The sequence below is a fragment of the Snodgrassella sp. M0351 genome, from assembly GCF_016100575.1.
GTDB classification, from domain to species: domain Bacteria; phylum Pseudomonadota; class Gammaproteobacteria; order Burkholderiales; family Neisseriaceae; genus Snodgrassella; species Snodgrassella alvi.
The window spans coordinates 1,208,776-1,232,867 of record NZ_JACFSG010000001.1 but is presented as its reverse complement, the minus strand read 5'-3'; the positions used below and the strand labels follow the sequence as shown (position 1 = coordinate 1,232,867).

Here is a 24,092-nt window from a genome sequence, read left to right as displayed (position 1 = left end):
AAAAAATTTGGTTATAGTGAGTTTATTTCACATATAAAAATTCTAAGCAAATGAGGAAATTATATTTATATTTACCATTTTGTAAAAAGTTACCATACCTGAAAATAGCTTTAGTGAATTTGAGATTTTTGCTTTATTTATAATCGAAAATAAAAGATTATCGCCTGTAAAGAATTGACTCAACAATTAATAGATAATTTAAATGATTGCGATTTTAATTCAATACATTAAATTTTAGGAAACTCTAAAAATTAAATAATATTTTTTATTTAAATAAAAATTGATTTAACATAAAAATGAAAATTCAAATAAAGTAACAAATTTTTCTTAAGTAGCTATCAATAAAATATCAGAGAAATTGATAGCTACTTAATCTAAGGTACTTAATAAGATTAATTGATGTTAAATCAATATTTAAAATAATTATAATTATTTAAATGAATAGAATTACCTAATACAGCAATTTATGTAATTTTTTTTGTTCTGCGGGTTGAGTCAAAATCCCTGCGCTTTGCAGAAGCTGAATATACTTTGTTATATAACCATACTGTGCTTCGGCTAATTTTTGCTCAGCATCAGCCTTAGCCTGTAAAGCCTGTAATTCATCCAGATTACTGCGTATACCTACTTTACGACCTAATTGGGTAGCTTCTAGTTTTACAGAATTCGCTTTTAATAATTGTTGCTGTGCCTGAATCTGATAAAGATTGCCTAATGTAGTCTGATAAGCCTGATTAACATTAAGTTCAATTTTACGTTCAGTAGCAATTAATAAAAATTTATTTTGTTGCTCTTTTGCAGCTGCTTCTTTAATTTTACTGTGGATTAATCCACCAGTAAATAAAGGCATTGAAAGCTGGACTGTAACAATCCCGCCTTTACTGCGAGTACCATGATCCAAACCATAAAATTGTTGAATCTGATGATTGTCCTGATAACCGCCATTAATCGTTAACTTCGGCCAGTTTTCTGCTTTAGCTGCGATATAAGCTTGTTTAGCATTTTCTAAAGCCAGCTTTTGCTGCTGCCATTCTGGATTATTTGTTTGTGCTGTATTTATCCAATCTGCTTTGCTTGTTTTGCCCAGTAAGTCGCCAAAATCTGTATGTCTTAAACGTTTAATTTTCTTCGGATCAAGTCCAGTAATATTAGCCAGATTATTTTGAGCTACCAGCAGATCGGTCATTGCACTAACTTTTTTTGCACGCGCTGCTTCATACCCAGCCTGAGCTTCGTTTGTATCCAAAATGGTGGCTGCACCTTTTTCGAATAGAGCTTTGGACTGTCTGATTTGCATTGCATAGGCTTCTTTTTCTTTTTCAATTGAAACCAGTTTATCTTCAACGAGTAAGACCTGAAAATAAGCCTTAGCAACATTAAATAGCAAATCTTCTTTTACATTCTCCAATTGCCAGTCAGCCATATTGGCAGTAATTTTACCTTGCTGGTATTGTGCCCATTTAGTTTTATCAAACAGAGCCTGACTTGCCTGAACATTCCAGCCATGAGTCTGGGTTGTACTAGATAGAGAGGGGGGCTGCTTCTGATAGATATAATTGCCATTTACCTGCGGGAGCAGAGCAGCACGTGTTTGTGCCAGTTGTTCTTTTTGAGCATCGCGTTCACTTTGGGCTGCTGAAAAATCTGCAGAATAGTTTATTGCAGCCTGCCAGGCATCAAATAAATCGAATGCCTGTACAGGAGCAGAAATAACACTGTATCCAATACAAATACAGAAAGCTTTCCAAATAGTAAAAGTATATTTTTGCATCAGCGTTCTCGCATACTTTCATCAACTTTAGTTTGCAGCGGGCTTAACAAATAGGTGATAACGCGACGCTTCCCGGTTTTAATTTCTGCGGTTACATTCATACCGGCTGTTAAATTCACTTTTTTACCATCTATCATCAGATAATTTCTGTCCAGAACAATAGTAGCAGCAAAAACCAGGCCCAACTTTTCATCTTCAATTGCATCAAAGCTTACATTTTTTACTTTACCGGTCAGGTATCCGTAGCGAGTATAGGGAAATGACTCAATTTTAATAATGGCACTTTGTCCTGCTTTAACAAAACCGATATCTTTATTTGGAACAAGTGCTTCGATTTCCATCTGATCCTGATCCGGCACGATAACCATAATTTGCTGAGCAGCTGTAACGACACCGCCTATAGTATGTGTGGCCAGTTGCTGCACCGTACCGTCGACAGGTGATTTCAATGTCATTAATTGTTTGCGCTGTAACGCTTTATCAGTTGCTTCTGTTAGTTGTTGAATTTGTTCATTGGCCTGACGCAATTGATCGAGTGTATCGCGTCTAAGGGTATTAGTCTGTAACAGTCTGTTTTGCTCAGCTTCGCGTATGCTTTCCTGAATTTGACGAAGCTGACTACGCTGGCTGGCTAAGTCATTTTTATTTTGAATAAACTTGCTTTCCTGCTCGTAATAAGCATGTTTGGATACAAAATTTTGTGCCAGTAAGTCCTTATAATCAGCTGTACGATGTTGCTCAATGGCTGTAGTTTGTTCAAGTTTACTTACCTGTGACTGGGTTCCCTGTAACTGTGCCTGATGTTCTCGCAATACAGTCTGCAATTGGGCATCCTGAGTAAACCATGTTTGGAACTGATTTATAGCTAATGATTGTGCTTCCATAATCTGATCAGGAGTCAACTGCCATTTTGTTGCTAGTTCATGATCCAATACAGGAGGTTGATGTGTATCAACAGCACGAATAACCGCTTCCAGACGTAATTTATTTAAACGTGCGGCCTGCAAGGATTTTTCTGACTGAGCATAATCACTGTCAGAACCAATACCACTTAGCTGAACTAATACTTGTCCGCTTTTTACATGATCACCATTTTTGACTGCAACTTTATCGACAACAGATGTTTCAAGCGGCTGGATAACTTTACTGCGTCCGCCTGGGGTAGTTTTACCCATTGCTACAGCAACAATATCCAGTTTGCCAATTAATGCCCATAATAGTGCCAGCACGGCAAACAGAATAATCAGCCTTGCCGTCCATTTAGGTGCGACAGAAACAGGTGTTTCAGTTAATTCAAGATGCGCCGGTAAAAAAGCACGTTCGTCTTCATCTCGTTTAGGCGGATCCAATTGAAAACGTATCGCCCAGATATTTTTCCAGACCGTGCTATATCGTTGTAAAAAATCTTTAAAAGCTTGAAAGCGAATGCCCATATCTTATTTTCTTATTTTGAATTTAATGTCAGCTGTTTTGCAGTTGATATAAATAGCGATAATAACCATTTGGTTTTTCCAGTAACTCCTGATGAGTACCTTGTTCTACTATGCAGCCTTTGTCCATGGCTATAATACGATTGGCCATACGGACTGTAGACAGACGATGTGCAATAATCAGTACAGTACGTCCTTTGCAGATAGCCTGCATATTTTTCATAATAGCTCGTTCGGATTCATAATCCAGAGCACTGGTTGCTTCATCAAGAATCAAAATACGCGGATTGCCTACCAGAGCCCGGGCAATTGCTACTCGTTGTCTTTGACCTCCTGAAAGGCCAGCGCCCTGTTCTCCAACTATAGTGTCATATCCTTCCGGCAACTCCATGATAAATTCATGTGCGCCGGCCATTTTAGCAGCATACATCACTCTTTCCAGCGGCATGCCCGGATCAGCAAGAGCAATATTGGCACGGATACTCTGATTGAGCAGAACGTTTTCCTGAAGCACCACACCTACCTGACGCCGTAACCACGCCGGGTCAGCCAGTGCCAGATCATTACCATCAACTAAAACCCGCCCCCGCTCCGGTGTATATAAACGCTGTACCAGCTTGGTCAGAGTGGATTTACCTGAACCAGAACGACCGACAATTCCCAGAATTTCTCCGGGCCGGATATTTAAACTCAGATCCCGTAATATTTCTGCACCATCAGGCCGGTAGCGAAAAGAAATTTTTTCAAATTCAATTTGTCCTTTAATATTGGGGAGAGCCATGCGCGAAGTTGGATTTTCGGTCGGAGTATTCAGAATATCTCCTAACCGTGATACCGATATCCCCACTTGCTGGAAATCCTGCCATAGTTGTGCCAGCCGGATAACAGGAGCTGCTACTTGTCCTGCAAGCATATTAAATGCGATTAACTGACCTACAGTCAGATCACCCTTAATTACCAGATGCGCACCAAGCCACAACGTGACAACTGTAACCAGTTTTTGAATAAACTGCACACCTTGTTGTCCGATAGTAGCCAGCCGGGCAACACGGAAACCGGAATTGACATAAGCGGCCAGTTGCTGATCCCAGCGTCTGGTCATCTGTGGTTCAACGGCCATTGCTTTGATGGTACCGACAGCAGTTACTGATTCAACCAGAAAAGACTGATTATCGGCATTGCGGGCAAATTTTTCATTCAAACGAGCACGCAAAATCGGGCTGATAGTTGCAGACCAGATGGCATAGCAGGGCAGGGAGATAACAACTACCAATGTTAGCCAGCCACTATAAAACCACATAACCAGCAAGAAGATAAAAGAAAAACATAAGTCCAGAACAGAAGTTAATGCCTGTCCTGTTAGGAAATTCCGGATTTGTTCCAGTTCACGCACCCGTGCAACGGTATCTCCCACTCTGCGATGCTCAAAATAAGCCAGAGGCAGACTTAACAGATGTCTGAATAATCGTGCACCTAATTCAACATCAATACGTGATGTGGTATGAGCAAATATATATGTACGTAATCCGCTTAGCACGACATCAAAAATAATGATCACCAGCAATGCAATAGTAATAACATCAAGTGTAGAAAAGCTGCGGTGAACTAGAACTTTATCCATTACCACCTGAAAAAACATAGGTGTAACAAGTGCAAAAAGCTGAATAAAAACGGATACAACCAGTACTTCCAGAAAGATACGCCGGTATTTGATAACAGCCGGAATAAACCATGTGAAATCAAATTTGGCCAGTTGACCAAGTATTGATGCACGGGAAGTAACCAATATAAGCTGTCCAGAATAGCGTTGGGTAAATTCTTCTTTCGTAAGGATAACCGGTTTACCCTGTTCAAGATCCTGAATTAAATAGCGATCACCATCTATTCTAGCCAGAACAAAATGCTGTCCGTCATCCCGCCAAACAACTGCAGGCAAAGCCACAAGATGCAGACGTTCAACATTATGCTTTACCAGCCTGGCTTTTAATCCCAGGTCTTTGGCTGCCAATAGCCATTTCTCACTGTTTAAATCCCCTTTTTCAGCATATTTATGGGTAATATCGGCAGGATTAACTGCCAAACCATGAAAATGGGCAATAAGTACGAGTGCAGTAACCGCTATATTGGGTTTTTGAAAACTATCTGATTTTTTTAAAGAATCAGATTTTGAAGGCAGAGACTCAGGTGATAATGACATAGGTATTAAAAATATCTTAATTTAAGATGACAAATTAACATAAATAATAACAAAAATACACACAAAAAAGACAATAAAATCCAAATATTTAATATTTAATTATATTGTATAAAATTTAAAATATATATAAATAATATGTATATATTTGACTTAACATCAAATAATGTTAAATTTAATTGTTATCAATTCAGGATTTTAGTAGTCTGTTTTAAATCAGATTTTGTTGATTTTATATAAAAAGGATAACTAAGTTCATATAAAAATATTTTTAAACATGAATTAGTATTTTATTCCTTATTAATATAAAAATGATATCCGGATAATTTTATTTAATAAGTTAAATGTAGAGTTGTATTTATTGTTTTGTTTATAAAGTAAAGGGGGATTTTATATAAATAGAAATTAATTATTAGAATGCAAATATTAAATTTAACTTTTGTATTAATTTTTTTTAATTAAGGATTAGCTATATGAATGCGTTAATAAAAGAATACCAATATCAGAATACCAGTTCAATATTGTCAGATAATGTGAACCTAATTGAAGGAAGTGATAAAGATGATAATTTATCAGGAACAAGTCAGGATGACACTCTGATAGGAGGTGCTGGAAATGATAATTTATATGGAGGAGAGGGTAACGATACCTATGTCTTTGCCAAAGGACATGGTAAAGATTATATTTCTGACAGTGCAGGAAAATCAGATACGATCCAGTTTTTAGATGTCAATTTCAATGAAATTAAGTTCAGAAAAAATGGAAATAACCTGATTATTTATGGTTATAACGAAGGAGATTCAGTAGAAATAAAAGATTTCTTTAATGGATGGGTAAATTATTCAATAGAAAATTTTGTATTTAAAGATAGAACAGTTACATTAGAGCAGCTTCGGAAAGAAGGAATGGTGTTGTACGGAACATCAGGAAATGACAATATCAATATATCAAAAGGCAGAGGAATACTGCATGGCGGAGATGGTAATGATACTCTTAAAGCCAGTCAATATGATATTGCAAATGACATACTGGATGGTGGTGCAGGAGATGATACATTATGGGGATATAAAGGAGATGACATCCTGATAGGAGGTGGAGGAAATGATAATTTATATGGAGGAGAGGGTAACGATACTTATGTTTTTGCTAAAGGACATGGTAAAGATCTGATAAGTGACGAGGCAGGTGAAGCAGATACGATTCAGTTTTTAGATGTCAATTTTGAAGAAGTGAAATTCAGGAAAAAAGACAATACACTGTTTATTTATGGTTATAACGAAGGAGATTCAGTTGAAATAAAAGATTTCTTTATTGGCTGGGGAAATCATTCAATAGAGAATTTTGTATTTAAAGATAGAACAGTTACATTAGAGCAACTTCAGAAGGAAGGAATGGAACTGTACGGAACATCAGGAAATGACACTATCAATATATCAAAAGGCAGAGGAATACTGCATGGCGGAGATGGTAATGATACTCTTAAAGCCAGTCAATATGATATTGCAAATGACATACTGGATGGTGGTGCAGGAGATGATACATTATGGGGATATAAAGGAGATGACATCCTAATAGGAGGTGGAGGAAATGATAATTTATATGGAGGAGAGGGTAACGACACTTATGTTTTTGCTAAAGGACATGGTAAAGATATTATAAGTGACGAGGCAGGTGAAGCAGATACGATTCAGTTTTTAGATGTCAATTTTGAAGAAGTGAAATTCAGGAAAAAAGGCAATACACTGTTTATTTATGGTTATAACGAAGGAGATTCAGTTGAAATAAAAGATTTCTTTATTGGCTGGGTAAATCATTCAATAGAGAATTTTATCTTTAAAGATAAAACTGTTATGTTAGAACAGCTTCAGAAGGAAGGAATGGAACTGTACGGAACATCAGGAAATGACACTATCAATATATCAAAAGGCAGAGGAATACTGCATGGCGGAGATGGCGATGATTTGCTCCAAGGCAGTACATTTGATATTGCGAATGACATACTTGATGGTGGGGATGGTAATGATACCCTTTATGGATATAAAGGAGATGATATCCTGATAGGAGGTGCTGGAAATGATTGGCTATATGGCGGAGAGGGTAACGACACTTATGTTTTTGCTAAAGGACATGGTAAAGATATTATAAGTGACGAGGCAGGTGAAGCAGATACGATTCAGTTTTTAGATGTCAATTTTGATGAAGTAAAATTCAGGAAAAAAGACAATACACTATTTATTTATGGTTATAACGAAGGAGATTCAGTGGAAATACGAGATTTCTTTTATCCGCATGGAGGGTATGCGATAGAAAATTTTGTATTCAAAGATAAGACAATTCCGCTGGAGCAGTTTCAGAAAGAAGGAATGGTAATACACGGTACTGCTGGCAAAGATGAAATTTGGCTTGATACAGGCAGAGCAATATTATTCGGAGAGGATGGGGATGATATGCTTAGTGGCGGAAAATATAATGATGTTTTAGTTGGTGGTAACGGAAATGACGTTTTACAAGCTTATGGAGGAGATAATACATTAATAGGAGGGACGGGTAATGATAATTTAAGAGCAGATGATGGAAAAAATATATTTGTGGGCGGAGCTGGTGATGATTATCTTTCCGGCAGAGGTGGTGATGACATATATATTTTTTCAAAAGGACATGGAAATGATTTTATCTGGGATGGAAATGTATTATTACAAAATAATAATAGTACAGAAGATACTATAATATTTACAGATGTGAATATGAGTGAAGTTATTTTTAGAAAAAAAGGAAATTCATTATTTCTTCTAGGTTATAATCAAGGTGATTCCATTGAAATAAGAGATTGTCTTTCTAAAGGTGTTGGAAATTGGGCTGGAGTTGAGAAGTTTGTTTTCAAAAATCAATTAATTACATTATCAGAAATTTTTGCTAGTTTTGAACGAAATGGAAATAAAGATGGTGATTACTATTTTTATACTGAAAATAATGTAAATCATAATGACATAACCGGTCATCCTCAGGTCACACAACAAGTTCAACAGCTTGTTAATGCAATGGCAGGATTAAATACAAATGCAATAGATGATGTGCAAATGTGTGAATTATTAGAACAAAACAGATTACTGGGTAATATTGCAACCAGTTTTGATAAATAATTGAAATTTAATTATTAAAGTCTGTGTAAAATAACCTGTGATTAATATTAATCACAGGTTTATAATATATTTGACAAAGATATTGATATAAAATAAAAGCCTGATATTAATTATAAAAATTTTGAAAAATATAAATCCAATATCTTATTAAAGATTATTTTATATATAGCAAATATAACAATTATACTCGGGTAAATATTAATTTTAAATATTTTATTAAATGGTTTATTATTTGATTATTTGAAAAATTTTTCTAAAGGGATATATTAGCAATGTTTAAACTTATATTGATATTGGATCAGCTAGGTACGATCATAATCATTTTACCATTACTATATTGTCTAGTAAATATGATAGATAAAGTACTGATTATTGCAAAAAATAATCAAAAAAAAACAAAATATATAGTAATAGTTTTATCCATGATATTAATTATTGCAGGAGGATTTAAAATAAAAAAGCTATATTATGAAAGACCCCCTTATCACTTTTGGTATGAATTATTAAAAAAGAATTCTAAACCTTTTTACATTTCACAAAACGAGTTTGAGGAAAAGAATAGAGAAGGCTACTGCTGGCGAGACAGGAAGTATTACACCAAAAAAGAGCTTTGGCATAAAGCAATGAAAAGTCTGATAGGAAAAATCATATATGAAAATAAATTATATTGGGAAAATCGGACAAAAAATATGGATGGTAAATTTTTACCTACTTATGGTCTATGTACTAGCTCAAATAATTGCAGAATATGGCAAGTACCAATTGATCTAACAAATCAGAAGCTTAATAATTATATAGGTGTTCAAGATAATTATTTGAGTAATATTAATGAACTTATTAAATTACCAAAAGTACAGACTTTTATATATGACTCAGATAAAAATTATATTAATTATAATTTTGGATTAGAAAAATTTATTTTAATACACCGAAAAACAAGTGAAGATTCTATTAAATTATATGGGAGTGATTGTTGTACAGTATATAATAAATCTGAATGGCAATTAATGAAGAAAAGAAAAAATTATGTCTTAGCATATAAAGAATCGATTTTTGATACTTTTGTAGAAGAATCAAGAATTCCTCCAGATGAAGATATAAATTCATTGGGAGTAGGTAATTATTATTTTGGTATAGATGGTTTTTTACCAAAAACCAAAACAAACTATTATCCGATAAATTATCCGTATGAAGTATTTTATTTAAATAATTGTGGCGATATTTTATATAAACCATATTTCTATAAAATAAATAAAATGTAATTATATGACAAATGTGATATATTTTGTAAAGCTTATTAATAATAAGTTTTATTAATCTAAAATTATGTATGAAAGTATAAATATATGGCTTATGAATTAGAAAATGGGAAAGATTTAGTTAGTGTTGATGAAATTCTGGCTAGATATATTTGGAATCAGGAAAAAGCACCATCACGCACAGAATTAATTGATGATAAATGGATAAGAGAGACTAATGCCGTAGGTGAAGCATTAATTATAGACGCAAATGAATTTATGTGTCATGGGGGAGGACGTTTTGTTTCAGCGGCGAATTTTGGTATGTTTGAAAAATTTTTTGATTATAAAAGTAATATATTAGCCGGAAGCTATAATTTCCTGAATATGTGTAAGTTAATATACAAAAATGATAAAGATTATAAAATTGATGAAAGTGATCCCAACTGGCGGGAAAAACATCAATATTTTAAAGATAAAGTTTTTAAAAGACACATAAGTCAATATGATACTGGTTTTAGTGCAAGTGATTTTATCACACGTGCCTTTATTTTTGGCTCAACAAGCTTCACTATAGATTTTGATTCAATAGAATTCATTGTAAAAGAGGATGGTTCAAAGGAAATACGAGGATTAAAAATAATCCCAAATGCAGATAATTTTGATTTTGAAGGCAAAGGATTAAAAGCAGATATATTTAACTCTCTATACAAAAATAAAATTGATCCGTCTGGAATAGGTAGACAAGTTCCTATTGTATTTTCAGGTAATATTTCTGCTATTACTGTAACAGAGGCAGATTTTGCTCAATTGCGTTTACAAAAAAAAGAGCTTGAATCGAAAGACGGTCTGATTGCAAAATCAAAGGCATATGCAAATGGTTTATTTGAGATAAATAATTTGATTAGAAACTCTCCATCTATTAATTTTAAAGATTCCTTGGGAAGAAAAGTTATTTATGATGCAGATAGTAAATTTCACAATGGTATTTTAGAGGCCGAATCTATAGATGATATGGGAATGGTATTTAATGGCCCTGGATCTGTATTAATTGGTGGTGGTGGTGAAGATGATTTAATAGGTAGCGATGGTGATGATTTGTTAATGGGCGCCAGTTCCTACTCATATGAAAAAGATCTACTTAATGGAAAAAACGGATATGATACTTATATTGTTGATACCATGGATGTTATTGAAGACTCAGATGGTTCTGGAGAAGTATATTTAAGAGATGGCAGAAATAAATGTCTTGCACCAATCAGCAGCTATAAAGGTAATAAATTAACCGGTGGTGTTCATGCTGAAAATGATCCTGAAAATACTTACTATGGTGGCGGAATTAAGTATTTTTGGGAAGGCGGGGATTTAATTATTAATGATGGATTGATCATAAAAAATTTCAGAAATGGAGATTTAAATATCCGGCTGAGAGAAGAAGATGATACTAGGCCGGATTTCAAGGATGCGGAGGATATCAGATCACCTATTATCATTGATATGAATGGAGATGGTGTAAAAACTACTGCACAAGGTAAGCATACATATTTCGATCATGATGGAAATAGTTTTGCAGAGAATACGGGCTGGGTTGATAGTAATGATGCACTACTGGTTTTAGACCGTAATCAAAACGGATTGATTGATGACGGAAAAGAGTTATTTGGCAGTAATACTTTATTATCTTCCGGTAAAAAAGCACAAAATGGATTCGAAGCTCTGGCTGAATTTGATGAGAATCGAGATGGTGTAATTGATGCTGCTGATTCAGTGTGGTCGAGATTACAATTATGGCAAGATAAAAATCAGAATGGTTTAGTTGATGAGGGAGAATTATTGTCGCTGAGTAATACTCAGATTACAGCTATAGGACTTAATTATCTGAAAGGTGATAAAAAAGATGAGAATGGTCATGAGCACAGAGAAACATCTCAAGTTACCTGGGCAGACGGGCATCAGACAGATGCAACAGATGTATGGTTTAAAGTAGATAAAGGAGATACTTTTAATACTGATAACTTGGCAATTGATAAAGATATAGCGAAATTACCTTATATACAAGGCTTTGGTAATGTATCAGATCTGCATACTGCTATGCAGAAAGATGCTGTTCTAAAGGAAATGGTTAAAGCTTATCTGACAGCTGATACTAAAACACGTGAATCATTACTGAACAATTTGATTTATAGATGGACTGGTTCTGAACAGATTGATCCCGTAAGTCGAGGAAAATATATTGATGACGCACGGAAGTTGGTAACTTTAGAAAATTTAACCGGCTCAGATTTTTTAGGTATTTGGTGCTGGGGAGAAATTGATTCAGATCCTCATTCAAAAGCAGCACCTATACTTATTGCGGAGTTTAATAAATTTGCAGAATATGTTTCCGCCAGTTTATTGGCTGAAGGAGTATATAAAGAGCTATTTTCTCCGATTATTCTGGCGCAGTGGAATGCTGAACAGCAAAATATTGGATATGATTACTCTAAGCTAAATCAAGAGCTTGTAAAATTAGTTGAAAATAATCAGCTGGCCGAAGCTAGAGAATTGATGCAAATTGATAAGAATCTTGGTAAATATAATAGTGAGGCAAAAGAAAGAAGGCTGAATAATATCAGAAAATTCACTAAAGAAGCCAATAATGAAATGGTTTCTAAACTATTTGGAGAATTAGATAATATTTTTTTCAGTACGTCTGGAAATGATGTTTTTGTCGGCCAGTGGAGTCAGAAAGATCAGTATATATTTCGCATAGGTCATGGTCAAGATGTAATAGAAGACAGAGGTTATGAAAGAGGTGATTATAATGAATTACATTTTGAAGGAGCAAAATCTTCAGATGCGCTATTTTTGCGGGATAAAAATAATTTAATTATAAAAGCTTATGGAGCGAATGACTCAGTAATATTACCTGATTACTTTTCATATTGGAATATAAGGGATTTTTTTAAATTTGTATTTGAAGATGAAAGTGTTTCTGTGAAAGATTTAAAAAGTAGGTATATTATTACACAGAATGGTGATGATAAAGATAACAGAATTAATGGTTGGGACGGTAAAGATCTGATCAAGGGAGGAGCAGGAAATGATATTTTAGAAGGAAAAGGTGGCTATGATATTTTGATAGGAGGTGCAGGAAACGACGAATTATATGGAGGAGATGGTCATAAAGATCGTTATGAATTTGAAGCCGGACATGGAGCAGATATAGTTTATGATAAAGGTAATCAAGATATTAACTCTAAAAATGAACGCAATGATCTAGTATTTAAAGGTGCTAAACTCACAGATACAAGATTTATTTGTGTTAATGGAAAAGACTTAGTTATTCAGGCATATGGTGCTGCGGATTCGGTGACTTTAACAGATTTTTTTACTGCTGATAGTTATGGAAGCAGAGAATTCAACTTCATATTTGATGATCAAAGTATTACATATGAAAATCTTTATGAATATCCTTTGTTAGGAAGTAATAAAGATGATGTTCTGGATGGAGGAAAAGGTAATGATATTCTGAATGGAAAAAACGGCAACGACATTCTTAATGGTAATGATGGTAATGATATTTTAGTTGGCGGATACGGGAACGATATTCTAAGCGGAGGAGCTGGTGACGATATTTTATGGGGAGGTAAGGGTTATGACATTCTGAATGGCGGTACCGGAAATGATGTTTTAAACGGCGGTGATTTTGATAAAGACTGTTATGAATTTGAAGCCGGGCATGGTAAGGACATAGTTAATGATTTAGGATATATGGATAAACGATATCAGGATGAGTGTAATGATCTGATATTTAAGGGAGCTAATCTGGCAGATGCTAAATTTATCCGTTCTGGTACAGATTTGGTTGTCTATGCATATGGATCAGATGATTCGGTCACTTTACCTGATTATTTTATTAATCTCGATAAAAACAGAGCTTTCAATTTTATATTCGATGATCAAAGTATCACTCTTGAAGATATTGAGAGAAATTTTCCTTTCACTCAAAATGATGATGAAAAAGATAATGTTATTTTGGGCTGGCTAGGAATTGATATTTTAAACGGTGGGGCTGGTAATGACACGCTCAAAGGTGAAAATGGCAACGATATTCTGAATGGAGGAGCTGGTGACGATATATTATGGGGAGGTGAGGGTTATGATATTCTGAATGGCGGCACCGGAAATGATATATTAAACGGCGGTGATTGGCATAAGGACCGTTATGAATTTGAAGCCGGGCATGGTTACGATGTAATTGATGATAGAGGGGAAAGCTCTATAAAATATATAGAACGTCGTAATGATGTAGTATTTAAAGGTGCTAATTTCGCGGATGCTGAATTTATCTGTTCAGAAGGCAATCTGATCATAAAAGCATATGGAACAGAAGACTCTGTAACTTTACTAAATTATTTTGCTTATTCCAATTCTAACTTTTCCCGCTATTATAGGAATGCATTTAATTTTATCTTTGATGATCAGACGATTACTTACGAAGATATGATAAATATTAAGACTTACATTTTCGATGGAGATGAAAATGACAATTCAATTTCCGGTACATTTGCAAATGATATCATAAACGGAAACGCTGGTAATGACTGGCTGTATGGTGAAGAGGGCGATGATATTTTGAATGGCGGTGCTGGTAATGACAGACTTTACGGAGGTGAAGGTTATGATATTTTAATCGGCGGTACCGGTAATGATGTAATGAGGGGTGGTGATAATCATAAAGATCGTTATGAATTTGAAATCGGACATGGACAAGATACAATAATTGATTGTGGTCACAATCGTTATGTAGATAATAATGAATTAGTGTTTAAAGGCGCAATATTAGCAGAAGCAAAATTTATGCGATCTGGAAATGATCTAATTGTTCTGGCGTATGGAACAGAAGATTCAGTTACACTAAAGGATTATTTTTATAATGGAGGACTAAGCACCGCCGCATTTAATTTTATTTTTGATGATCAAACTATTATTCAATCTCAACTTAGAGAAAAATTTACTATTACTCAATATGGAGATGAACGTGATAATGCGATGTTTGGCTGGGAAGGAGATGATGTTTTAATTGGAGGCGCAGGCAATGATACTTTATCAGGAGGTTTTGGCATTAATATTCTAGACGGGGGAGAAGGCGACGATATCCTTAATTCTCAGGGAAAAGGCGATATTTTAATCGGTGGAACAGGAAATGACATACTTAACGGATGCAAGCGAGATGACCAATATGAGTTTGAGATAGGACATGGTCAGGATGTAATTAATGATTTTCATACTTCGACTGATCTTAAATGGAGCCGTAATAAAGTTATTTTTAAAGGTGCTAATCTGGCAGATGCTGAGTTTATACGATCTGGCAAAGATATGGTTATTCGGGCATATCGATCTGAAGATTCTGTAACTTTCTCTAATTATTTTGATGATAGCTTTGAAGGTAAGGCATTCAATTTTATATTTGATGATCAGAAGATTACTTATGAAAATTTTATTGATAAATGTTCCGTGATTCAGAGTACAGATGAAAAGAATAATATTATTTTTGGATGGGAGGGAAAAGATATTCTACAAGGAGGAGCTGGTGATGATACATTATGGGGTGAAAAAGGCAATGATATTTTAAATGGTGGTGCGGGTAATGATATTCTGAATGGAGGTTCAGGAAACGATGTTCTGATTGGAGGTGCTGGCAACGATATTTTAAATGGCGGTGATTGGCATAAGGACCGTTATGAATTTGAAGCCGGGCATGGTCAGGATATGGTGAATGATTTAGGAAATATGGGTAAAAAATTCCAGTATCAGCGTAATGATCTGGTATTTAAGGGGGCTAATCTGACTGATGCTGAATTTATCCGTTCTGGTAAAGATTTGGTCATTTATGCCTATGGATCAGCAGATTCAGTGACCTTACCTGATTATTTTGATACTAAAAATAAAAATAGCCGGGCTTTTAATTTTGTGTTTGAAGATAAAAGCGTTACCTATGAAGATATGAAGAAAAATCCTTCTTTTGGCGTAACTAAAGTTAAAAATGGAAATAATATTGCTAATCTACGGAAAATTGCTTCCAGTGATTTGACAGATAACTCACCACTTAAAGGTAAATTTATTTCTAATCATAGTAATGATCCTTCAGCACAGATTCAGAATTTACTTTCAGCCATGGCAGGATTTACTCCCGCTATTGATGATAGATTAAATTCGGTGGAGCCGATACAGCAATCTATGCATTTAACAAGTGCCCCTGCTTATTGAATAAATTGGTTTATTTATTAATTAAGCCCAGGTAATAAAAATACCCGTAATTGCTGATTACGGGTATTTTTATTGTGCATGAAATTATCTGTGGAAAATTTAGAATAAAGATAAATGTTAATTTAATGCAGAATTTGAAGGTTTAAAATAAGTCGATGATCGATGAATAGTCATTAAAGAAATTCAGGTAATTAATATTATGAATTTTAAATATTAAAATATTTTGATACATTTTTATGTTGTAGTTTAATTTATAGTTTTTCATTCCCTTTATATAGAACATTTTTCTGATTAAATTATTGTAATGTTTTAGTTGTTTATGAATCCGGATTAATAAAGATTTTAGCTTTAATAAATTATCTAACGGAAATATATTTCTATATAAAAATCCTTAAACGTTATTGTTTAAGGATTTTTATCAATTAATGATAAAGTTTAAATCAAAACAGCGCACCCTTGTGCTGGGTCACTGCTGCGTGCTGCTATGGCTGCTTCTACTGTCATGCCCAGTGCTTTGGCTACGCCTGCACCATAGTCCGGATGGCAGGCATTGCAGTTACGAATATGTCTGTATTTGATAAAGTCAGGTGCATCACCCATAGCTCGTGCTGTGTTTTCAAACAGTACCTGCTTCTGGTTATCATTCATTAAGTTAAATAAGGCGCGGGGCTGGCTGAAATAGTCATTATCGTCTTCGTGGAAATTCCAGAAATCAGCATCACCATGTATTTTAAGCGGAGGTTCACGAAATTCAGGCTGTTCCTGCCATTGATGAAAGCTGTTAGGCTCGTAATGGGGCAGACTTCCATAATTGTCATCTACCCGGGTTGTACCATCACGATGGTTACTGAAAACGGGACAGCGTGCTTTATTAACGGGTATCTGATGATGATTGACCCCTACACGGTAGCGGGCAGCGTCTGCGTAATTATACAGGCGTGCTTGTAATACTTTGTCAGGAGAAACGCTGATTCCCGGCACCAGATTACTAGGAGCGAAAGCAGCCTGTTCAACGTCAAGATAATAGTTATCCGGGTTGCGGTTTAGTTCGAATTCGCCCACCTCGATAAGCGGATAATCGCCATGCGGCCATACTTTAGATAAATCAAACGGATGATAGGGTACTTTTTCTGCATCGGTTTCCGGCATGATTTGGATATACATTGTCCATTTAGGAAAATTACCGGATTCGATAGCATTGTAAAGATCGCGCTGATGGCTGTCGCGATCTTGTCCCATGATAGTGGCGGCCTCTTCATCGGTAAGGTTTTTAATTCCCTGTTGAGTGCGGAAGTGAAATTTAACCCAGAAGCGTTCTTTTTTAGCGTTAATGAAACTAAATGTATGTGAACCGAAACCATGCATATGCCGGTAACTGGCTGGTATGCCTCTGTCGGACATGGTAATGGTTACCTGATGAAATGATTCCGGCAGTAAAGTCCAGTAGTCCCAGTTATAAGTAGGGCTGCGCAGATTGGTACGGGGGTCGCGTTTGACGGCTTTATTAAGGTCTGGAAATTTACGCGGATCACGCAGAAAAAAAACAGGTGTATTATTGCCTACCAGATCCCAATTGCCCTGCTCGGTATAAAAGCGCATGGCAAAGCCACGGATATCGCGCTCAGCATCGCCACCACCGCGTTCAGCTGCTACTTCGGAAAAGCGTACAAACATTTCGGTTTTTTTGCCAATCTGGCTGAATAGTTTGGCACATGTATATTGGGTTATATCGTGGGTAACTGTGAAAGTACCAAATGCACCTGAGCCTTTAGCATGCATCCGGCGTTCAGGGATAACTTCACGGACAAAATTGGCCAGTCTTTCGTTCAGCCATAAATCTTGAGCCAGTAAAGGACCGCGTGGTCCGGCTGTAAGACTATTCTGATTATCAGAGACAGGCGCCCCCTGATCTGTTGTGAGATGGGTTACCGGGCATTTTTTTAAATCATGGTTCATGGTAAAGCTCCTTGTTAATTTGTTATTAAAAAAGGCCTTTACTGCTTTCGGCTACCCAGATGATTATAGGCTTTTGAATAAAATATGATGTTAATATTTTGTTATTTTATGTTTTATTGTAAATGGAAATTATTTTTAATATTGTGTGAAATTTTTACTGTATTGGGTTTTAAAGTGAACAATTTTTGGTTATTGCTGGTTGTTGCTCATAAATAAACCAGCCTGCTTTGGCTGGTTTAGAAAATTAATTCAGTTGTTTGAGTAAAGAAATCTTGCTATATAGTCGATTCACTTAAACAGAGAAAGACGAGCCACAGCCACAGGTGGTAGTTGCGTTAGGGTTGCGGATAACAAATTGTGAACCGTGCAGACTTTCAGAATAATCGATTTCTGCACCAACCAGATACTGATAACTCATTGGATCAATCAGAAATGTTAAGCCATCTTTCTGGATTTCAAAATCATCATCATTAACGATTTCATCAAAAGTAAAACCGTACTGGAAACCTGAGCATCCCCCACCTGTTACGAATACGCGCAGTTTCAGGTCCGGATTGTTTTCTTCTGCAATTAAATCTTTTACTTTGGTACAACAGCTTTCAGTAAAGATAATCGGTGTTTCAATATCGGTTTCTGACATGGTGTAGTCCTTTTAATAATATGTGCATACTTGATTGTCTATCCTGCTGACCGGTTATGGCAAGAGGGGAATAAGATTTAATCCGCTTTTTTCATCAAACCCGAACATGATATTCATATTCTGTACAGCTTGTCCGGCTGCACCTTTTACCAGATTATCAATTACAGAAAGAATAATCCAGGTATTATTCTGCGGCGCAGGTTGTATACTGATGCGACAGAGATTTGCTCCGCGGACTGAGCGGGTTTCAGGCGTGCTGCCAGCAGGCATGACATCAACAAACGGGCTGGATTGATAATAATCGGCAATCAACTGATATGGGTTGCAACCTTCTTTTACCTGAATATATATGGTGGCATGCATGCCGCGAATCAAGGGCGTCAGATGAGGTACAAACACCAGACTGTTACCTGAATCTGGTTGTAAAAGATTCAGTGTTTGCCTGATTTCCGGTAAATGTCTGTGTCCGCTGATACCATAAGCTTTGAAATTATCGCTGCATTCTGCAAACAGGTTACCGGTATTTGCTTTGCGACCGGCACCAGATAATCCTGATTTACAATCGGCAATAAGCGGCATGTCATGAATCAGACATTGTTGCTGCAACAAAGGTAACAAAGGAAGGCTGACACAAGTCGGATAGCAGCCCGGATTGGCTACCAGCTGCGCCTGAGTAATGGCAGTACGGTTCAGTTCCGCCAAACCATAAACAGCTTTTGCGATCCATTCGGGGCTGGCATGAGTAAACGGATACCATTTTTGCCAGACTGCTACATCTTTGATACGGTAATCTGCAGACAGGTCGATTACTTTAACTTCCTGTGTCAGTAATATTGGAGCCTCATGCATGGCTACACCGTTAGGTGTTGCAAAAAATACTAAGTCACATTTACTTAAGTCGGCCTGATCGGGATGTTGGAAAATCAAATGATCATAGATGCCGCGCAAACTGGGAAAATAATCGCTTAGCGTTGTTCCGGCAGTGCTGCGGCTGGTAACGGTGATGATTTCAGCTTCCGGATGCTGTGCCAGTAAACGTAATAGTTCTACACCAGTATAACCTGTGGCTCCGACTATGCCGATTTTAATGCTCATATGGATCTCTCATGAATTTTTTGCAATTGCTGTGTAGTTAAATCACGACCTGAGCGCCGAGTTCGACGACGCGGTTAGCCGGTATATGATAGTAATTACCGGCTGAAGCACTGTTTTTATATAACCATTTGAAAAGGCGTGCACGTAACCGCCCCATATTGCTATGTTTGGTTTTGGCGGCAACAACAATGCTGTCGTGTGACAGAAAAAAAGAGGTATCCATGGTATCAAGTTTAATCCCTTGATCAGCCATCAATTTCAGAATATGGGTGATATTGGCTGTTTCCTGAAAACCATAATTGGCGATGACTCTGGTAAAGCGGGGACCAATCTGTTTCATGGCAATACGGTCATTATCGGCTACATAGGGTATTTCTTTGGTTTTGACGCTGAGCAATACATTATAGCTATGCAGTACTTTATTGTGTTTCAGATTATGCAGGAGTGCTCGTGGAATGCTGAACGGGTCGGAAACCATGAATACTGCATTGCCGGAAACAATCTGAGGCGGGTAGTCGTGCAGGTTTTCAACAAAATTATCCAATGAAAATTCCTGATTTTGCTGTGCCTGTAGCAATTGTGCCTGTCCGCGACGCCATGTTGAGAATAATGTAACCACAATCAGGGCTACCATTACCGGGAACCAGCCGCCATGAATTAGTTTTAGCAGGTTACTGCTGAAGAAAACCAGATCAAAACACAGAAAAACCGAAGTAAGCAGTAAGGCAAGCGGGATTGGCCAGCGCCAGTTTTTAATCATTACTACGCAGAACAGACATGAAGTAATAACCATAGTACCCGTAACCGCAATACCGTAAGCTGAAGCCAGATGTTCTGAATCGTGAAAAGCCAGTACTACTAATGTGACTGCTACCAGTAACAGCCAGTTAACCAGCGGCAGGTAAATCTGACCAACTTCTTCATTATTGGTATGGATAATATTCATGCGTGGGGCAAAGCCAAGCTGTATTGCCTGACGGGTAAGCGAGTAAGCTCCGGCAATAACGGCCTGACTGGCAATAATAGTTGCAAAAGTAGCCAGAATAATTAATGGAATCAATAGCCAGTGCGGTGCGCTGAGAAAAAACGGGTTATTAATTGCATTCGGATTATGCAGAATCAGGGCACCCTGACCCAGATAATTGATAATCAGACTAGGTAAAACAATTTTTATCCATGCTGTCTGGATTGGTTTACGACCAAAATGTCCCATATCGGCATAGAGGGCTTCTGCACCGGTTACAGCCAGTACAACGCAGCCCAGCCCGATAAAACCGTCCCAGCCATGATTAATGGCAAAATTAATTGCATAGAAAGGGCTGAAAGCAAGAATAATTTTCGGAGCCTGAACTATCTGATACAGACCTATCAGTGCAATAGCACTAAACCATATCAGCATAACCGGACCAAACAGTGTACCGATTTTGTGTGTACCTTTTTTTTGAATGAAAAAAAGTCCGAACAGGATAATCAATGCTATAGGCATAACATAAGGGCGGAAGTTTTCACTGATTACCGTTAACCCTTCTGCAGCGGATAAAACCGATACGGCCGGCGTAATCATGGCATCACCGTAAAAAAGGGCGGTGCCGGTAAGCCCCATCATCATCACAATCCATACAGGTTTACCCTTAAGATGCTGCATTGCCTGCTGCATCAGTACAACAACGCCGCCTTCACCATTATTATCGGCTCGCAGAATAAACAGAACATATTTCAGAGTAACGATCAGGAGTAATGACCATACAATCAAAGAAACAAAGCCCAGTACATTAGTTTCTGTGGGAGCGATTGTAGAAGCGCGGAAGCTTTCTTTTAAGGCATACAGAGGACTGGTTCCAATGTCACCGTAAACAATACCCAATGCAGCCAGTGTCATTGCGGTATTGGCAGAAAACTGTTTACGCATTTATTTACCTCTAGTGATTATAAGGGAGTGCAGTTTAGTCTTAACGTCAACTTTAGCCAATCCCTTAAGTGTGAGTTTCTTTAGTTTTTTATTCAATAGTCATAGCAACTTATAATTAATTCATATTAATTTTGTGCTTTTGGATATGATACAGATGCATCATTTATCAGTATATCTGAACGAAACGGTAAATTGTTGACATTATTTCATAATTTGTTATGAAAAATTTACATAATGTTAATTATTATGACTGATTTCAGACAGTGATTATACAGTGCCGATGACGCAATTAATTGATATGTTTGTGCTAATCGGTATTAATTTTAAATTTGAATAATGGCAGGTGGTTTCTTTTTTTTCAACAATGAGTTAAAATAAAGAAATTTTTCGAATTATTGAGAAATGGCCCTAAGGCCATTTTTTTGTTTTTATGGAGCACAGATGGATATTCAGGGCATTTTAGAAAAAACTTTGCCGGGTCTGGGCTATGAGCTGGTTAATTATGAGCTGACTGCTCAGGGGGATTTACGCGTCTTTATTGATAAGGCAGAAGGCGGTATTTCCCTGGATGATTGTGTTGCGGTCAGTAATCATTTAAGCCGGGTATTGGCTGTAGAGGATGTGGATTATCAGCGTCTGGAAATTTCCAGCCCGGGCTTAGACCGTCCTTTAACCAAACCGGCAGATTTTACGCGTTTTACCGGGCAACTGGCCAAGATTAAGACACGTTTGCCTATAGACGGGCAAAAGAATTTTATTGGCCGGATTAATGGTATTGATGAAAACGATTTAATCAGTATTACGCTGGAAGAAATTAATGAAGCGCGTCGGGCCAAACGTGCTGCTGTGGCAGCCGGTAAGACAGTTTTAATAGAATGGCAGAATATTGATAAAGCACGTTTAAAACCAGAATTTGATTTTTAAATTGAAATTTCATATTTTTGTAAGCAAAGGCTTACAAGGAGAATTAAATGAGTCGTGAAATTTTACTACTGGCCGAAGCTTTGGCGAGTGAAAAAAATGTAGATACAGAAGTAGTATTCAGCGCGCTGGAATTTGCTCTGGCCAGTGCGGCAAAGAAAAAAACTGAGCGTGAAAATATGGATGTGCGGGTGGTGATTAACCGCAATACCGGCGATTACAGCAGTTTTCGCCGCTGGCTGATTGTGGCTGATGAGGATTATACCTATCCCGATATTCAAAAAACCATTGAAGAGATTCAGGAAGAAATTCCGGGAACTACGCTGCAGATTGGTGAGTATTACGAAGAACCAATCGAAAATGTAGAATTTGGCCGGATTGGCGCACAGACAGCCAAACAGGTTATTTTGCAGCGCATTCGCGATGCAGAGCGTGAACAGATTTTAAATGAATTTTTACAGCGTAAAGATAGCCTGGTTCTGGGTACGATTAAACGTGTGGAACGACACGGTGCAATCGTGGAAATTGGCCGTCTGGAAGCACTGTTGCCGCGAGATCAGATGATTCCGCGTGAAAACTTCCGTAATGGTGACAGAGTACGAGCTTTGTTTTTACGGGTAGACCAGATTGGTAACCGCAGTCAGGTTATTCTGACACGTACTTCGCGAGAATTCCTGTTAAAACTGTTTGAAATGGAAGTGCCGGAAATTGAAGACGGTCTGCTGGAAATCAAGGAAGTAACACGTGATCCGGGTTTACGTGCCAAAATTGCGGTGAAATCCAATGATGCACGTATTGATCCGCAGGGTACCTGTATTGGTGTACGCGGTTCGCGTGTCAATGCAGTAACGGAAGAGTTAGCAGGTGAGCGTATTGATGTAGTGCTGTGGTCGCCTGAAACTGCACAGTTTGTGATTAATGCGCTGAGTCCGGCCGAAGTAACCCGTATTCTGATAGATGAAGATCATCATTCTGTTGATGTGATTGTGGCAGAAGATCAGCTGGCCCTGGCAATCGGACGTGGTGGACAGAATGTACGTCTGGCAGCCGAACTAACAGGCTGGCAGCTGAACATCATGACTGTGGATGAGGCTCAGGAACGCCACGAAGCTGAAGATAAAGCCGTACGTGAGCTGTTTATCAATAACCTGGGTGTTGATGAAAACGTAGCTGAGGTACTGGTTCAGGAAGGCTTTACCAGTCTGGAAGAAGTGGCTTATGTTCCTGTTCAGGAAATGCTGGAAATTGAGGGTTTTGATGAAAGTACGGTAGAAGAATTGCGTAATCGTGCCCGTGATGCCATTTTAACCCTGGCCATTGCCTCTGAAGAGCAGTTAGAGCACATGGACGAAGATTTGAAAAATCTGGAAGGTGTTGATCAGGAAATGCTGCATGATCTAGCCAATGAAGGAATTAAAACCCGTGATGATCTGGCTGAATTGTCAGTAGATGAACTGATTGAAATTACAGGCATTGATGAGGAAACCGCCAAGAAAGTGGTGATGGCAGCACGCGCCCACTGGTTTGACGAAGTATGAGGGTACGC

The 24,092-nt window shown here is 37.1% G+C and carries 12 protein-coding genes; 5 read left to right on the top strand and 7 right to left on the bottom strand.

Annotation, left to right across the window (positions count from 1 at the left end; translation table 11 throughout):
• Positions 1-451: 451 nt before the first annotated feature.
• Genes H3V01_RS05510 through H3V01_RS05500 form a run of 3 tightly spaced genes read right to left on the bottom strand, consistent with a single transcriptional unit; the run spans position 452 to position 5,398 of the window.
• The gene (locus tag H3V01_RS05510) at positions 452-1,771 is read right to left on the bottom strand and encodes a TolC family protein (RefSeq protein WP_198186198.1); all 1,320 of its coding nucleotides are present in this window, start codon (positions 1,769-1,771) and stop codon (positions 452-454) included.
• A complete protein-coding gene (locus H3V01_RS05505) occupies positions 1,771-3,198 on the bottom strand; it encodes an HlyD family type I secretion periplasmic adaptor subunit (RefSeq protein WP_198186443.1) in 1,428 nt (475 codons plus the stop codon). Before H3V01_RS05505 ends, H3V01_RS05510 begins: the two co-directional genes overlap by 1 nt.
• A 34-nt stretch (positions 3,199-3,232) precedes the next feature.
• Positions 3,233-5,398 carry a type I secretion system permease/ATPase gene (locus H3V01_RS05500; protein ID WP_096766112.1) on the bottom strand — a complete coding sequence of 722 codons (2,166 nt, stop codon included), beginning with the start codon at positions 5,396-5,398 and terminating at the stop codon, positions 3,233-3,235.
• A gap of 470 nt (positions 5,399-5,868) precedes the next feature.
• On the opposite strand from H3V01_RS05500, the gene H3V01_RS05495 reads away from it, so the two are divergent.
• The 3 genes from H3V01_RS05495 to H3V01_RS11200 all read left to right on the top strand — a co-directional run bounded on the left by H3V01_RS05495 (position 5,869) and on the right by H3V01_RS11200 (position 16,025).
• The gene (locus H3V01_RS05495; protein ID WP_198186197.1) at positions 5,869-8,535 is read left to right on the top strand and encodes a calcium-binding protein; all 2,667 of its coding nucleotides are present in this window, start codon (positions 5,869-5,871) and stop codon (positions 8,533-8,535) included.
• Positions 8,536-8,885: 350 nt separating this feature from the next.
• Entirely contained in the window at positions 8,886-9,797 is a 912-nt protein-coding gene (locus tag H3V01_RS05490; protein ID WP_198186196.1) for a hypothetical protein, read from the top strand.
• An 84-nt stretch (positions 9,798-9,881) separates the two neighbouring features.
• On the top strand, positions 9,882-16,025 hold the full coding sequence (locus tag H3V01_RS11200; RefSeq protein ID WP_198186195.1) for a calcium-binding protein: 6,144 nt from the start codon (positions 9,882-9,884) through the stop codon (positions 16,023-16,025).
• 435 nt (positions 16,026-16,460) lie between these two features.
• Here H3V01_RS11200 and H3V01_RS05480 read toward each other — a convergent pair whose 3' ends face one another.
• The 4 genes from H3V01_RS05480 to H3V01_RS05465 form a co-directional block, all read right to left on the bottom strand.
• On the bottom strand, positions 16,461-17,981 hold the full coding sequence (locus tag H3V01_RS05480) for a catalase (RefSeq protein WP_198186194.1): 1,521 nt from the start codon (positions 17,979-17,981) through the stop codon (positions 16,461-16,463).
• Between the two features lie 292 nt (positions 17,982-18,273).
• Positions 18,274-18,621, bottom strand: coding sequence for an iron-sulfur cluster insertion protein ErpA (erpA, locus tag H3V01_RS05475; protein WP_025330995.1), 348 nt, complete (start codon positions 18,619-18,621; stop codon positions 18,274-18,276).
• Positions 18,622-18,675: 54 nt separating this feature from the next.
• The gene (gene argC, locus H3V01_RS05470) at positions 18,676-19,722 is read right to left on the bottom strand and encodes an N-acetyl-gamma-glutamyl-phosphate reductase (protein WP_198186442.1); all 1,047 of its coding nucleotides are present in this window, start codon (positions 19,720-19,722) and stop codon (positions 18,676-18,678) included.
• 31 nt (positions 19,723-19,753) lie between these two features.
• Positions 19,754-21,625 (bottom strand): potassium transporter Kup, encoded by a 1,872-nt coding sequence (locus H3V01_RS05465; protein WP_232332596.1) that lies wholly within the window; start codon positions 21,623-21,625, stop codon positions 19,754-19,756.
• A gap of 441 nt (positions 21,626-22,066) precedes the next feature.
• On the opposite strand from H3V01_RS05465, the gene rimP reads away from it, so the two are divergent.
• Both rimP and nusA read left to right on the top strand, forming a co-directional pair.
• Complete coding sequence (rimP, locus tag H3V01_RS05460; protein WP_084585112.1) at positions 22,067-22,549, top strand: ribosome maturation factor RimP; 483 nt, start codon at positions 22,067-22,069, stop codon at positions 22,547-22,549.
• Positions 22,550-22,596: 47 nt separating this feature from the next.
• Entirely contained in the window at positions 22,597-24,084 is a 1,488-nt protein-coding gene (nusA, locus tag H3V01_RS05455) for a transcription termination factor NusA (RefSeq protein ID WP_037392462.1), read from the top strand.
• Positions 24,085-24,092 lie beyond the last annotated feature (8 nt).